This window comes from Streptomyces sp. NBC_00210 (assembly GCF_045160975.1).
Classification (GTDB): Bacteria; Actinomycetota; Actinomycetes; order Streptomycetales; family Streptomycetaceae; genus Streptomyces.
In genome coordinates, this window is sequence record NZ_CP108120.1 from 1,210,433 (window position 1) to 1,224,232 (window position 13,800).

Below are 13,800 nucleotides of genomic sequence, written 5' to 3' on the forward strand. Positions count from 1 at the left end.
CGAAGCCCGCCGCCCTGTGGGGTGCCGGCTATCCGCAGGGAATCATCCGAAGGGAATCACCAGCACGGACTTGTCCGTGCCCGTCTGGAGCCGGGACGTACCGTTGCCGATGGCGCTCCACACCTCCAGACGTACGGTGCCGCCCTTGAGGTCGCCGAGACTTCCGGTCGCCGCCTTCAGGCCGCGTGACTGCGCGTACTCCTCCCAGCCCGCCACCGGATCGGTCGCGAAGTACTGATAGGTCTCGGTCCGGTCGAAGGTGCCGTCACCCGTGAAGTCGTAGCTGATACGGGCCTGCTGGCCGAGCCCGACCGTGCTGCCCGCATCCAGCTGGAGTCGGAAGGCGGTGGCCGCGCCCGGCGTGAGCGTGCCGTTGACCTGCTTGATCTCGTAGACGAGCGGCTGGTGCGGAGTGCCGTCGTAGTTGGCGCCGCCCGCCGAGGCGATGGTGTCGCTGCCCGCCGTACCGCCCGTCGCCGTGGTCAGCACCCCTCCCGTGCGGAGCTGGAAGGTGTTGCCCGTCGGCGGCTCGGGATCGGGATCCGGGTCCGGGTCGCCTCCCCCGGTGCCGGTTCCGGTCGCCGTGGAGCGCGCGGGGACGGTGAGCGTCTTGCCGTCGGAGAAGGTGACCGTGCGGGCGGTGGTGCCGTAGTTGTGCGCGGCGTACGTCCGTACCGTGCCCTTGGCGAACACCGCGGAGGTGGGGATGTCACCGGTCACCGTCGCGTCCGGGGCGCCGAGCGCGTCGAGGGTGCCGATCCAGTGGTACGTATGCGCCTTGGACTCGCCCTGCTCGGGGGTGTAGCCCGCGTTGCCCGCATCCCACTTGGCCTTCGCGCCCGCCGGGTCCGTAAGCGACTGGAACTCCCAGAGGATGTCGCGCCATTCGACGGCCGGGCCGCCGTTCTCCCGTTCCATCTCGGCGATATTGCGGGCGATGGCGGCCTTCTGGCCGCCCAGGTGGAGTGAACCACCCGTCACCGGAAGGACGTTGATGCCGTGGATCTCCTCGGGGTTGGCGGTCCACCAGGTCGCGTACGCGGCGCCGCTGCCCCACACCATGCCGGCCGTGTCATGGCCGAAGGAGGACGGGAAGACCTGCTGGTCGGCGTCGAACCAGTACTGGGCGATCGCCTCGGACTCGGTGGCGAGCAGATACGTCCCGAGGTCGCGCAGCGCGGTGTCGCCGGTGGCCGAGCCCCACAGCACAAGTCCCGCGCTGAGGTTGATGGACTCCGACGAGGACTCCTGGTTGTTGCCTGCGGCGAAGCCCTGGTGTCCGGAGGCCCAGCTGTGGCCGGCGTAGACGTCGAAGCCGCGCAGGAAGGGGAAGGCGGTGTCGGTGCGGCTGGGGTTGGCCGTGTCCCGCACCAGGGTCTTGACCATCCCGCCCCAGGCGGAGTCGGCGGCCCAGTTCTGGTCGTACTGGGCGACGATCGCGGCCGCGTAGACGTAGTAACTGTAGTGGAAGTGGTGGTCGTTGAGCTCGGTGTCGCTGCCGTACGAGGCCGGGTAGCCGGTGAGGGTCTTCCAGTCCTTGTCGTACGAGAACTCGTTCGCGCCGCCCGCCGTGAACCAGTCCTGGAGCTTGCCCTTGATCAGGCCGAGCAGTTTGTCGCGGGTCGCACTCTCACCGATCTGGTCGGCGACCGGCACCAGCTGGGCGAGCCGGCCGAGCGCCTTTCCGGTCCAGTAGGTGTCCGTGTAGCCGGAGAAGGGGTCGGGGTCGTTCGCGACCTGGTCGAGGTAGCCCTTCAGCCGGGCCTTGTCGACGGCGTCCGTCCTCGGCAGCCCGGGGAGCACGGCGGACGCCTTCTGGCTGGTGGTGAAGGAGACCGCCTCGCGCACCTTCATGGTGCCGCGCGGTGAGACGTAGGTGTAGGAGGTGAGCGGGTCGGCGGTGTGCAGCCACTGGTGGCGGTAGAGCGCCTGGAGCGTGCCGCGCTCGGTGCCTTCCTTGGCCTCGGTGGTCAGGGTGTAGGTCGCCCTGACTGCTCCGCCGCTGTAGCTCCAGGTCGCCTTGGAGCCGGTGACGAAGCTGTACGCGTACTTCGTGTACGTCGCGAGCGCGTCGGTGGAGGGCAGCACGGCGAGTGAGAAGTAGTCCTTGGCGCCGAGTCCCGCGGTGATGGTGGAGCCGGAGACCGTCCAGTCGCTGCCGCTGGGTGCGAAGAGCGCGTAGTGGTGGCCCGCGACGGTGATGCCGAGGACATTGCCCTGGTCGGCGAAGACGGCGGGCGCGGCGGCGGTGGTGATCTGGGCGGCCGCGCCGGAGCCCTTGGCGTACACGAAGGGCAGGCCGTGGCCGATGGTGGTGCGCAGCGTGCGGGTGCCGTCCGACCAGTAGGGGGTGACGGTCCAGTCGGACCAGTCGTCGGCCTTGGTGTCCGGGGAGTTGAGCCCGGTCAGGCCGAGGGTGAGGTCGCGCTTGTGGGCGTACTCGTACTGGCGGCCCTCGCCGACGATCGCGGGGGGCGTCGGGTAGCCGACCTCGAGGCCGCCGGCCGTTGCCTGGTAGGTGAGGGGGTGGCCGTACATGGGGGTGGAGTACGGGTTGTCGCCGTACCGCTGGAAGGCGAGGGACGACCACCAGTCGTTGGTGGGGACGGGCCGGTCCTTCGCGGCGGCGGTGGTCTTGGGGGTGACCGGTGCGCCGGTGTTGGTCGTGGGGCCCGACGTCCCTGCGGGGCGGGTGTCGGAGTAACTGCCGGACCCTACGGGGACGGTGGCGGCCGCCGCCTCGGTGGCGGCCGGGCCGAGGCCGATGGCGGCCAGGGCGGTGACCAGGATCAGCGCGGCAGCTGGTCTGGTGCGGTGGGCTGGCATGGACGGCACCTCGAAGTCATTGCGGGAAAGACGGGAAGGGGCTCTGAGAGCGCTCTCAGATGCCGTTGAACGTAAAACTCCTGAAACACACGTGTCAATACGTGGGACAGCGGCAGTAGTTGCCCCCGAGTCCAAGCCGTTATGTGTTCGAGTCTTGACGGGATGAGCCCCTGCGGGGCACGCTCCAGACGCATATCTGAGAGCGCTCTCAAGCACTCTCGCTCCACCGAAGCCAAGGGAGGCTTCCCATGCCCATCGCCCGAGCCGCCAAGAGGGCCGCTGTCCGCCTGGGTGCGGTCGCGCTCGCCGGGGCACTGCTCGCCGCCTGTGGATCCGGTTCGTCGGACGGCACGTCCGACAGCGCGGGCGGAAAGGTCACGCTCACCGTGGACCTCTTCGGATCCTTCGGCTACAAGGAGGCCGGGCTCTACGCGGAGTACGAGAAGCTCCACTCGAACATCAAGATCAAGCAGAGCGACACCGAGGACGAGCAGGACTACTGGAAGTCGCTGCAGACCCGGCTCGCGGGCGGCGGCGGCCTCGCCGATGTGCAGGGCATCGAGGTGGGCCGGATCGCCGCCGTCACCCAGCAGCAGGCCGACAAGTTCGAGGACCTGAAGCAGTACGGCGCGGACAAGCTCAAGGACCAGTTCGCCGAGGCCAAGTGGGCTGCGGCCACCGGCAAGGACGGCCAGATCCTGGGCCTGGGCACGGACGTCGGCCCGGAGGCCATGTGCTACCGCACCGACCTCTTCAAGCAGGCGGGCCTGCCCACCGACCGCACCCAGCTGGCCGCCAAGTGGTCCACCTGGGACGGCTATCTCGCACTCGGCGAGGAGTACAAGAAGAAGGCGCCCGCCAAGAGTGCCTGGGTGGACAGCGTCGGCAGCCTCTACGCGATCATGGTCGGCCAGCAGAAGGAGCGGTACTACGACGCCTCCGGGAAGCTGATCTACGAGGACAATCCCGCGATCAAGGCCGCCTGGGACGCCTCCACGAAGGCCGCCGGGGCGGGTCTGAGCGCCAAGCTCGACCAGTGGTCCCCGCAGTGGAACCAGGCGTTCTCGGCCGGTTCCTTCGCCACCATGCCCTGTCCCGCCTGGATGCTCGGCTACATCAAGGGCCAGGCCGGTGATGCGGGCAAGGGCAAGTGGGACGTCGCCAAGCTGCCCGAGGGAGCGGGGAACTGGGGCGGCTCGTATCTCTCGATCCCGCGTGCGGCCAAGCACAAGAAGGAGGCGTACGAGCTGATCCAGTGGCTCACCGCCCCCGAGCAGCAAGCCAAGCTCTTCACCAAGCAGGGCAACTTCCCCTCGTCGACCGGCGCCATCGCCAAGGTCGCGGCCGCCAAGGACCCGTACTTCTCGAACGCCCCGATCGGCCAGATCTTCGGCGACGCGGCCAAGGCGGCTCCGATCCAGGTTCTCGGCGTGCACGACAAGAGCGTCGCGGACCAGATCACCAACGCGCTGAGCGAGGTGGAGCGCAAGGGCACCTCACCCGACAAGGCCTGGTCGACCGCGAAGAAGAACGTGGCGAACGCGACCGGCTGACGCGGCGGCGCCGGGAGGTGCGGGCGCCCGGCGGCTGCTTCTCGCCGCCGCCCCAAGCCGTTCGCATCTCCAGGGCCGCACGGCTCCGGAGGCCGGTCCTCGACACCCGGCCGGACCGGCCTCCGGCTTCCATTTCTGCCCCACCCGCCCGCCTTGAGTGGGGGGTGCGGGCAACCCCACGCTCCCGGCGGGGCGGCAGCTTCGCGCCGCCGGGAGCGGAGCCCCTGCAACGACTCCTGAAGGGCCGCACCGTGACCCTCACCGCCACCGCGAAGCCGGTCGCCCCGCAGCCGGCGGCCCGGCCATCGGCCGCGCTCCGGACCTGGCGCACGCTCTCGCCGTACGCCTATATCGCCCCGTTCTTCACGCTCTTCGCCGCCTTCGGGCTCTTCCCGCTGATCTACACGGCGTTCGTCTCGCTCTACCGGGTCGAGCTGCAGACGCCCGGCGAGATGGAGTGGCGGGGCCTTGGCAACTACACCGCGCTCTTCGGCGACGAGATCTTCTGGACCGCGCTGCGCAACACCTTCACCATCGGGGTGCTGTCCACCGTCCCCCAGCTGATAATGGCGCTGGGCCTGGCCCATCTGCTCAACTACCGGCTGCGCGGCCGGACTTTTCTGCGTACGGCGATGCTGCTGCCGTACGCGACCTCCGTCGCCGCCGCGACACTGGTCTTCGCCCAGCTCTTCGGCCGCGACTTCGGTCTCATCAACTACGTCCTGGGTCTGGTCGGCTTCGATCCGGTCGACTGGCAGGCGGGCACAGTCAGTTCGCAGATCGCCGTCTCGACCATCGTCATCTGGCGCTGGACCGGCTACAACGCACTGATCTATCTGGCGGGCATGCAGTCCATCCCGAGCGAGCTGTACGAGGCCGCCGAGATGGACGGGGCCTCGCGCTGGCGGCAGTTCATCCATGTGACGCTGCCGGGGCTGCGTCCCACCATCCTGTTCACGGTCGTCGTCTCGACGATCGGCGCCACTCAGCTCTTCGGCGAACCGCTGCTGTTCGAGGGGTCCATCTCCGGCGGTATCTCGCACCAGTACCAGACGCTCGGCCTCTATATGTACGAGCAGGGCTGGGGCTTCTTCCATCTGGGCCGGGCCGCCGCCATCGCCTGGGTGATGTTCCTGCTGATCCTGGTGCTGGTCGGGGTCAACGCCCTGATCGCGCGCCGCCGTTCCCGCAAGGAGGCCGGCCGATGACCGCGCTCGCCGCCCCGCCGACCGAGCCGCCCGTCGCGGGCGCACCGCCCACGCCGTCGCGCCCCAGGAGAAGCCGGGCCGGGCGCACGATGCAAGGCGGCAGACTCGCGTACGCACTGCTGATCCTCGCCGTGCTGATTTCGGCGTTCCCGTTCTACTGGACGATCGTCGCCGCCAGCCGCTCCAACGCCGATCTGGCGAAGGTGCCGCCGACGCTGCTGCCCGGGTCGAATCTGATCCACAACTTCGGGGCGGTGATGGAGGAGGCCGACATCGGCAAGGCCCTCCTCAACTCCTTCATCGTCTCCGGATCGATCACCGTCGGCACAGTGCTGTGCTGCACGCTCGCCGGTTTCGCCTTCGCCAAACTGCGCTTCCGCGGCCGCGGGGCGCTGCTGGCTGTCACGGTGGGCACGATGATGATCCCGCCACAGCTCGGCGTGATCCCACTGTTCATGCTGATTGCCGAACTGCAGTGGGTGAACCAGCTGCAGGCCGTGATCCTGCCGGGTCTTGTGTCGGCCTTCGGCGTGTTCTTCATGCGGCAGTACCTGGTCCAGTCGCTGCCCGACGAGCTGATCGAGGCGGCCAGGGTGGACGGCGCGTCGACCGCGCGGATCTTCTGGTCGATCGTGGTGCCCATCGCCCGGCCCGGTATGGCGGTGCTCGGCATGCTGACCTTCATGGCCGCGTGGAACGACTTCTTCTGGCCGATCGTCGCGCTCTCGTCACAGGAACCGACCGTGCAGGTCGCGCTGCGTCAGCTGGGCGGCGGCTATGTCCACGACCAGTCCGTGATCATGGCCGGCACGCTGCTAGGCACTCTCCCCGTACTGATCGTCTTCGGACTGCTCGGCCGGCAGATCGTCGGCGGCATCATGCAGGGCGCCGTCAAGGGCTGATCTCTCCCCCGCAGGTCCATCTCACTTTCTGGGAGTTCTTTTCTCATGACCGCTGTCGACGCAGGCCCCGAGACGACGACGGAGCTTCGTTTCCCGGCCGGTTTCCGCTGGGGCACCGCCACCGCCGCGTACCAGATCGAGGGCGCGGCCAAGGAGGACGGCCGCACGCCGTCCATCTGGGACACCTTCAGCCGCACGCCGGGCAAGGTCCGCAACGGTGACACCGGCGACATAGCCGCGGACCACTACCACCGGATGCACGAGGACGTCGCGCTGATGAAGCAGCTCGGCGTCACCGACTACCGGTTCTCCATCGCCTGGCCGCGGGTCCAGCCGACCGGGCGCGGTCCCGCCGTGCAAAAGGGCCTCGACTTCTACCGCCGGCTCACCGACGAGCTCCTTGCGGCGGACATCCGGCCGGTCGCCACGCTCTACCACTGGGACCTTCCGCAGGAACTGGAGGACGCGGGCGGCTGGCCCCAGCGCGAGACAGCGCAGCGGTTCGGCGACTACGCCGGGATCATGGCGGAAGCCCTGGGGGACCGGGTGGCGACCTGGACCACCCTGAACGAGCCGTGGTGCGCGGCGTTTCTCGGCTACGGCTCCGGGGTGCACGCCCCGGGCCGTACCAGCGCGAGCGCATCGCTGCGCGCGGCTCATCACTTCAATCTGGCGCACGGCTGGGCAGCGCAGCTGCTGCACGCCGCCCTGCCCCATGCCTCGGAGATCTCGCTCACGCTCAATCTGCACGCGGTGCGTCCGCTCACCAACTCCGAGGCGGACGTGGACGCGGCGCGCCGGATCGACGCCGTCGGGAACCGGATCTTCCTGGAGCCGGTCTTCCACGGCCGGCTGCCGGAGGATCTGGTCCGCGACACGGCTGCGGTGACCGACTGGTCCTTCGTCCAGGACGGAGATCTGGAGGTCACCTCCACGCCGATCGACTCGCTGGGCATCAACTACTACTCCCCCACCGTCGTGGGCGCCGGCTCGTCGGCTGCGCCGTCTCCGTGGGCCGGGGCGGAGGAGCATGTGCGCTTCCTGCCCGCGCCGGGACCGCGCACCGCGATGGACTGGCCGGTCGACGCCGACGGGCTGTACGAACTGCTGACCCGGCTGCGCGACGATCTGCCGGGCGTGCCGCTGGTGATCACCGAGAACGGTGCCGCGTACGACGACTACGCCGACCCGTCCGGCGATGTCCACGACCCCGAGCGGGTGGACTATCTGCGGGCGCATCTCACCGCGGTGCACCGGGCGATCGCCGACGGCGCGGATGTCCGCGGCTACTTCCTCTGGTCGCTGCTGGACAACTTCGAATGGGCGTACGGCTACAGCAAGCGGTTCGGCATCGTCCATGTCGACTTCGCGACGCAGCGCCGCACGGTCAAGGACAGCGCCCGCTGGTACGCGGACGTCATCGCACGGGGCGGTCTGGGCGGCTGAGCCGGGAGGCCGCCTGGGGTTGCGGTGGGCGGCCGCTACCGGTTGAGCCGGGCGGTCGCTACCGGTTGAGCCGGGCGGCCCGCCGCGCCTCGCGCGCCATGGGGAGGTAGCGCAGTCGCTCGGGAAGTACGGGAACCACGACCCGAACGACCCGGGCGAATCTGCACAGCGCGCGCTCCTGCGCGTCCGTCCACTCCAGGCCGATCGCATCACGCGCATCGGGCGGCAGCAGCCCGACGGTGATGAACCTGCGGAAGCGGGCGAAGGGCGGCAGCAGCACCGGCCACACCGCCTTGAGCAGGAGTGAGACGGGCGGCGGCCCGAAGTCCGGCGGCGGCAGCGGCCGGTCGGCGGCGGTCAGTTCGCGAACGACGACCGTCTTCTCCACCTCGTCGGCGAGCATCATGCGGTAGTACGGCCAGAACTCCTCGACACTGAGGGGCATGTCCCGGTCCTGGATACCGAGGACCCTGCCGACCTGGAGCCACTCGGCGTACAGCTGCCGTTCCTGCGCGTCGGTCAGCGGGCGCACCAGATAGCGCAGGGCGTGCCGGTAGACGGGGAAGCCGGTGGCGTGGACCCAGGCGTAGCAGTCGGGGTCGAGCGCGCGGTACCGGCGGCCATGGGCGTCGATGCCGTGGATGCCCCGGTGGAGTTCGCGCAGCCGGCGCCCTTCGTCGGCCGCCGCGTCGCCGCCGTACACCCAGAGCTGGAGCGAGCGCAGGGAGCGTTCTCCGCGGCCCCACGGGTCGGTGCGGAAGACGGAGTGCTCGTCGACGCCCGCGCCGACCGCGGGGTGGGCGACCTGCAGGGTGAGGGCGGCGGGGAGCATCAGCAGCCCTCGGATGTCACCGACGAGCGTCCACAGCACACCACCGGGAGGTGGCGGCGCGGGGTCTGCCGCGGTCCTGGTCACAGCGATCAGTGTACGTCCACTTTGTCCTACCCGCGGCGGACCCTCGGTGGGGTGCCTCAGTCGGAGCTGTGGGCGCCGTCCGCCCAGGCGCCGAGCGGCTCACCGAGGATCCGTTCGGCCAGCGCTGCGGCCCAGGCGTCCGCGTCGGCCCGCAACTCCTCCTCCGCCGCGGCCCGTTCCGCCTCGATGGCCGCGGCTCCGGCGGCCACGATCCGCTGGCGCTCGCGCAGCCCTTCCGCGCGGGCTGCCACGATCAGCGCCATGCCCTCCTCGTGCGCCCGCTGGCGGGTGCGCGCGGCGTCGTGGCGGGCCGCGGCGAGCGCGGCCTCGTAGTCGGCCCGGACCTCCTTCGCCTGTACACGCAGCTGCTCGGCATGCTCGGCGACTCCGTGAATCTTTTCGTCGCGCTCCCGAAGGATGCGCTCCGCGCGCGGCAGCACCCGCCGCGACAGCACGGCGAAGGCAAGAGCGAACGCCAGGAACCCGACAAGTAGTCCGTATCCGCTGGGATTGAGCGGGCCGATGTCCATCGGTATCAGGTGATCGTTCATGGTGGGGACCTACCCGGCCGTCCGAATGAGGAACCGGCCCGCGGCACACAGGAGTTGGTGTGATCGTGCGGCTGTGGAAAGAAAGTGGACTCCTGGTCATTACCAGGTGGTAACTGCTGCTGATTTGATGTGCGTCGCCGGTCGTACCCCCCACCTCACTCGGGAGACTTTGTGCCGCACTCCGCGCTCCGCCGCATCCCTGGCGCAGCCCTGTCCACCGCGCTCGCCGCAGCCGTCCTCACCGGGACCGCTCCGGCCGCCTCCGCCACCCCGGAGGCCGCGACGCCGTCGCTGAAGGTATTGACGTACAACACCTTCCTCTTCAGCAAGACGCTGTACCCCAACTGGGGCCAGGACCACCGGGCCGCGACGATCCCCGCGACCTCGTTCTTCCAGGGCAACGACGTCGTCGTGGTCCAGGAGGCCTTCGACAACTCCTCGTCGGACGCACTGAAGCAGAAGGCCGCCGCCCAGTACCCGTACCAGACCCCGGTGATGGGGCGGAGCAAGGACGGCTGGGACGCCACGGGCGGTTCGTACTCGGCCACCACCCCCGAGGACGGCGGGGTCGCACTGCTCAGCAAATGGCCGATCCTGCGGAAGGAGCAGTACGTCTACAAGGACGCCTGCGGCGCGGACTGGTGGTCCAACAAGGGCTTTGTCTATGCCGTGTTGAACGTGAACGGCGCGAAGGTCCATATGGTCGGCACGCACGCGCAGTCGACCGACCCCGGCTGCGGCGCTGGGGAGGCCGCGCAGATGCGCAGCCGCCAGTTCAAGGCGATCGACGCCTTCCTCGACGCCAAGAACATCCCGGCGTCCGAACAGGTCCTGGTCGCGGGCGACTTCAATGTCGACTCGCGGACGCCTGAGTACGCGACGATGCTCGCCGACGCCGGCCTCGTGGGAGCCGATGCCCGCACCGGACACCCGTACTCCTTCGACACGAAGGAGAACTCGATCGCCTCCTATCGCTATCCGAACGACCCGCGCGAGGACCTCGACTACGTCCTGCACCGCTCCGGGCACGCGAAGCCGGCGGGCTGGACGAATGAGGTGATCAAGGAGCAGAGCGCGCCCTGGACGGTCTCCAGCTGGGGCACCAAGTACACGTACACCAACCTCTCCGACCACTATCCGCTGATCGCGTCCGGGCAGTAGTCGCAAGCCCTTCGCAGCTGGTCAGGGGCCGCTCTTCGGTAGTGGCTGCAAGGGATTCGGTGTGCCACGGTGGTGGCCATGACGGGTCACGGGCACGTCCATGGTCACCACCACCAGCACCACACCCACGACCACACCCACGTCCGTATCGACGCCGCGCTCGAAGGATCTGCGCAGGGGTTGCGGACGCTGTGGTTCTCCTTCGGCGTGCTCGCGGCCACGACCGCCGTGCAGGCGGTTATCGCGGCCGCCTCGGGCTCGGTGGCACTGCTCGGCGACACCGTCCACAACGCCGCCGACGCGCTCACCGCGCTGCCGCTCGCGCTCGCCTTCGTCCTCGGCCGGCGGGCAGCGACCCGCCGCTATACCTACGGCTTCGGCCGGGCGGAGGATCTGGCGGGCGTCTTCGTGGTGCTGGTGATCGCCGCGTCCGCGGTCTTCGCCGGGTACGAGGCGCTGCGCAGGCTGTTCGAGCCGCAGGACGTCAGCCATCTGACGGCGGTCGCCGCAGCCGGTCTGGTGGGTTTCACCGGAAACGAGTGGGTGGCAAGGGCCCGGATCCGTACCGGCCGCAGAATCGGATCGGCCGCGCTGGTGGCCGACGGACTGCACGCCCGGAGTGACGGCTTCACCTCACTGGCCGTACTGGTGGGCGCGGGCGGAGCTGCACTCGGATGGCGGTGGGCCGATCCGCTGATCGGGCTCGCGATCACGGCGGCGATCACGCTGGTGCTGCGCGCCGCGACGCGCGAGATCTGGCACCGGCTGATGGACGCGGTGGACCCGGCGCTGGTCGACGAGGCGGAGTACGCGCTCTCCCGTGTCGAGGGCGTACGCGCCGTGGGGAACGTACGAATGCGCTGGCTCGGGCACGATCTGCGCGCCGAGACCTCGATCATCGTCGACCCCGCGCTGACGGTGGTGCAGGCGCATGCGGTTGCCCTCGCGGCCGAGCACGCGCTGCTGCGCGGCGTCCGGCGGCTGACCGCGGCCACCGTCCAGGTCCATCCCTGACTCCCCCGAACGGGTGGGTCGTTCGGCGTTCTCCTGCCCTGGTGTGCATGGCAGGGATTTGGCATATTCAAGGCCGCATTTCGTACTTGTCCGTTTGAGACTGCTTCTCGGAAGTCCACTGCGGATTCGTACGAAGGAGAAGCCCCTATGAGACGCACGCTCCGCGCGCGCATCTTCCTTTCCGTCATCCTTGCCCTGCCCGCCGTCGGCCTGGGCTCCGGCACCGCCGGGGCCGTACCGGATCCGGTGCCGGGTGTCACGGCATCGCCGACGCAGTACAGCCTCGACAAGACGATCGAACACAGCCTCGGCGACCGGAGCGCCGGTTCGTATCTCGACGCCACGACGGGCGAACTGGTGGTCACCGTCACCGACGCCGCCGCAGCCGACGAGGTGCGGGCCGAGGGCGCACGCGCCCAACTCGTCGAACACAGCACGGCACAGCTCGAATCCGCCATGAGCACGCTCGAAGCCCAGGCGAAGATCACCGGCACCTCGTGGGGCATCGACCCCCGGGTCAACCAGGTCGTGATCGAGGCCGACCAGTCGGTCTCCGCGTCCTCCATGACGCAGCTGCAGAACGTGGCCGCCGGTCTCGGCGACGCGGTAACGATCAAGCGCGTGCCCGGAGTCTTCGCGAGGGAAGTGGTCGGCGGCGACGCGATCTACGGCGGTGGCTACCGCTGCTCGGCGGCCTTCAATGTCTCGAAGGGCACGAACCGCTACTTCCTGACGGCCGGTCACTGCACCAACCTGGCCGCCACCTGGTACGCGACGCCAGGCGGCCCGTCCATCGGGGGCCGGGTGGGCACCAGCTTCCCGACCAACGACTACGGCATCGTCCGGTACAGAGTCGGCCCCCAGCCCGCCGGGGTCGTCAACCTGTACAACGGCACCTACCAGGACATCACCTCCGCCGCCGACCCGATCGTCGGCCAGGCCATCAAGAAGAGCGGCTCCACGACCAGGGTGACCAGTGGCACCGTCACCGCGGTGAACGTCACCGTGAACTACGGCGACGGCCCGGTCTACGGCATGGTCCGCACCACGGTCTGCTCGGCAGGCGGCGACAGCGGCGGCGCGCACTTCGCCGGTTCCACCGCCCTGGGCATCCACTCGGGCAGCTCCGGCTGCAGGGGCACCAGTGGCACGGCGATCTTCCAGCCGGTGCGGGAAGCGCTCAGCGCGTACGGCGTGGCCGTGTACTGATCCGGGCTGCGCACGACGCGGCGACGAGGGCGTGCCCACACAGGTGGGGACGCCCTCGTCGGCTGTTCAAGCCGTGCGGCGCCCCCTTGTGGGCCACCCGAAGGTCGCCCCGAAGGTCGCCACGAAGGTCGCCACGAAGGTCGCCACGGACGCTTTCACAACAGTGGTGAGACAGCAATACTGTTGCACTGCACGACGATCAGGAACGGGGCACGGGAAGCGAGGCGCACAGATGGCGACCGAGACCGAGGAGCCGACGCTCACCGTCGACGAGCTGGCCGCGCGTGCCGGGGTCACCGTGCGCACCATCCGCTTCTACAGCACGCGCGGGCTGCTGCCGCCCCCGGCCATCGGACCGCGCCGCGTCGGTCACTACGGCCCGAGTCATCTCTCCCGCCTCGCCCTCATCGAGGAGCTCCAGTTCCAGGGCATGACGCTCGCCGCGATCGAGCGCTATCTGGAGCAGCTGCCCCAGGATCTGAGCGCGCACGACCTCGCGATCCACCGTGCGCTGGTGGCCTCCTGGGCGCCGGACTCGGCCGAGGAGGCGACCCGCTCGGAACTGGAACGCCGCGCCGGCCGGGCGCTCACCGAAGGGGACATCGACCGGCTCGCGGCGATGGGCGTCCTGGAGCGCGCTGCCACCGCAGACGGACACGAGGGCGGGTACCGGCTCGACCCCGGACTGCTGCGGCTCGGTGTGCAGCTCCTCGATGTGCCGATCGCCCACGAGACGATCCTCGCGGCCCGCACTGTCCTGCTGGAGCACACCCGCTCGGCTGCCCACGAGCTCACCCGGCTGTTCCGGGACGAGGTCTGGGACCCGTACCGCGAGCGGGAGTCGGACCCGGAGCAGGTGGCGGCGATGAAGTCGCTGTCCGCCCATATGCAGCCGATGGTGGTGCAGGCGCTGGTGACGGCCTTCCAGCGCTCACTCAAGGAAGAGCTGCGGGCCGCGTTCGGCCAGGAGAGCCAGAGCCTGAAGGGCTGAGGCCTCGAAGCCGAGCGCGGCCC

At 69.6% G+C, this 13,800-nt stretch carries 11 protein-coding genes; 8 read left to right on the forward strand and 3 right to left on the reverse strand.

Annotated elements, in window-relative coordinates:
- Positions 1-42: 42 nt before the first annotated feature.
- Entirely contained in the window at positions 43-2,826 is a 2,784-nt protein-coding gene (locus tag OG729_RS05475) for a glycosyl hydrolase (protein WP_405804635.1), read from the reverse strand.
- A gap of 248 nt (positions 2,827-3,074) precedes the next feature.
- Between OG729_RS05475 and OG729_RS05480 the strand changes: the two genes are divergently transcribed.
- The 4 genes from OG729_RS05480 to OG729_RS05495 all read left to right on the forward strand — a co-directional run bounded on the left by OG729_RS05480 (position 3,075) and on the right by OG729_RS05495 (position 7,935).
- A complete protein-coding gene (locus tag OG729_RS05480; RefSeq protein WP_405804637.1) occupies positions 3,075-4,379 on the forward strand; it encodes an extracellular solute-binding protein in 1,305 nt (434 codons plus the stop codon).
- A gap of 251 nt (positions 4,380-4,630) precedes the next feature.
- The gene (locus OG729_RS05485) at positions 4,631-5,587 is read left to right on the forward strand and encodes a carbohydrate ABC transporter permease (RefSeq protein ID WP_405804639.1); all 957 of its coding nucleotides are present in this window, start codon (positions 4,631-4,633) and stop codon (positions 5,585-5,587) included.
- Positions 5,584-6,489, forward strand: a complete 906-nt coding sequence (locus OG729_RS05490; RefSeq protein ID WP_405804640.1) for a carbohydrate ABC transporter permease — start codon at positions 5,584-5,586, stop codon at positions 6,487-6,489. Before OG729_RS05485 ends, OG729_RS05490 begins: the two co-directional genes overlap by 4 nt.
- 45 nt (positions 6,490-6,534) lie before the next feature.
- Positions 6,535-7,935: a GH1 family beta-glucosidase gene (locus OG729_RS05495; protein WP_405804641.1), complete on the forward strand. Its 1,401-nt coding sequence runs from the start codon at positions 6,535-6,537 to the stop codon at positions 7,933-7,935.
- A gap of 58 nt (positions 7,936-7,993) precedes the next feature.
- Here OG729_RS05495 and OG729_RS05500 read toward each other — a convergent pair whose 3' ends face one another.
- Together OG729_RS05500 and OG729_RS05505 are read right to left on the reverse strand one after the other, a co-directional pair.
- The gene (locus OG729_RS05500) at positions 7,994-8,857 is read right to left on the reverse strand and encodes an oxygenase MpaB family protein (RefSeq protein ID WP_405811060.1); all 864 of its coding nucleotides are present in this window, start codon (positions 8,855-8,857) and stop codon (positions 7,994-7,996) included.
- Positions 8,858-8,907: 50 nt separating this feature from the next.
- Positions 8,908-9,402 carry a hypothetical protein gene (locus tag OG729_RS05505; RefSeq protein WP_405804643.1) on the reverse strand — a complete coding sequence of 165 codons (495 nt, stop codon included), beginning with the start codon at positions 9,400-9,402 and terminating at the stop codon, positions 8,908-8,910.
- Positions 9,403-9,573: 171 nt separating this feature from the next.
- Between OG729_RS05505 and sph the strand changes: the two genes are divergently transcribed.
- The 4 genes from sph to OG729_RS05525 all read left to right on the forward strand — a co-directional run bounded on the left by sph (position 9,574) and on the right by OG729_RS05525 (position 13,777).
- On the forward strand, positions 9,574-10,563 hold the full coding sequence (sph, locus tag OG729_RS05510; RefSeq protein ID WP_405804645.1) for a sphingomyelin phosphodiesterase: 990 nt from the start codon (positions 9,574-9,576) through the stop codon (positions 10,561-10,563).
- A 78-nt stretch (positions 10,564-10,641) separates the two neighbouring features.
- A complete protein-coding gene (locus OG729_RS05515; RefSeq protein ID WP_360866095.1) occupies positions 10,642-11,577 on the forward strand; it encodes a cation diffusion facilitator family transporter in 936 nt (311 codons plus the stop codon).
- A gap of 147 nt (positions 11,578-11,724) precedes the next feature.
- Entirely contained in the window at positions 11,725-12,786 is a 1,062-nt protein-coding gene (locus OG729_RS05520) for a S1 family peptidase (protein WP_360866097.1), read from the forward strand.
- Between the two features lie 232 nt (positions 12,787-13,018).
- The gene (locus tag OG729_RS05525) at positions 13,019-13,777 is read left to right on the forward strand and encodes a MerR family transcriptional regulator (protein ID WP_405804646.1); all 759 of its coding nucleotides are present in this window, start codon (positions 13,019-13,021) and stop codon (positions 13,775-13,777) included.
- Positions 13,778-13,800: the final 23 nt, after the last annotated feature.

Coding starts and splice junctions, on each gene's coding strand:
- OG729_RS05475 (WP_405804635.1), bottom strand. CDS start 2,826: ATGCCAGCCCACCGCACCAGACCAGCTGCCGCGCTGATCCTGGTCACC.
- OG729_RS05520 (WP_360866097.1), top strand. CDS start 11,725: ATGAGACGCACGCTCCGCGCGCGCATCTTCCTTTCCGTCATCCTTGCC.
- OG729_RS05490 (WP_405804640.1), top strand. CDS start 5,584: ATGACCGCGCTCGCCGCCCCGCCGACCGAGCCGCCCGTCGCGGGCGCA.
- OG729_RS05515 (WP_360866095.1), top strand. CDS start 10,642: ATGACGGGTCACGGGCACGTCCATGGTCACCACCACCAGCACCACACC.
- OG729_RS05495 (WP_405804641.1), top strand. CDS start 6,535: ATGACCGCTGTCGACGCAGGCCCCGAGACGACGACGGAGCTTCGTTTC.
- OG729_RS05525 (WP_405804646.1), top strand. CDS start 13,019: ATGGCGACCGAGACCGAGGAGCCGACGCTCACCGTCGACGAGCTGGCC.
- OG729_RS05505 (WP_405804643.1), bottom strand. CDS start 9,402: ATGAACGATCACCTGATACCGATGGACATCGGCCCGCTCAATCCCAGC.
- OG729_RS05480 (WP_405804637.1), top strand. CDS start 3,075: ATGCCCATCGCCCGAGCCGCCAAGAGGGCCGCTGTCCGCCTGGGTGCG.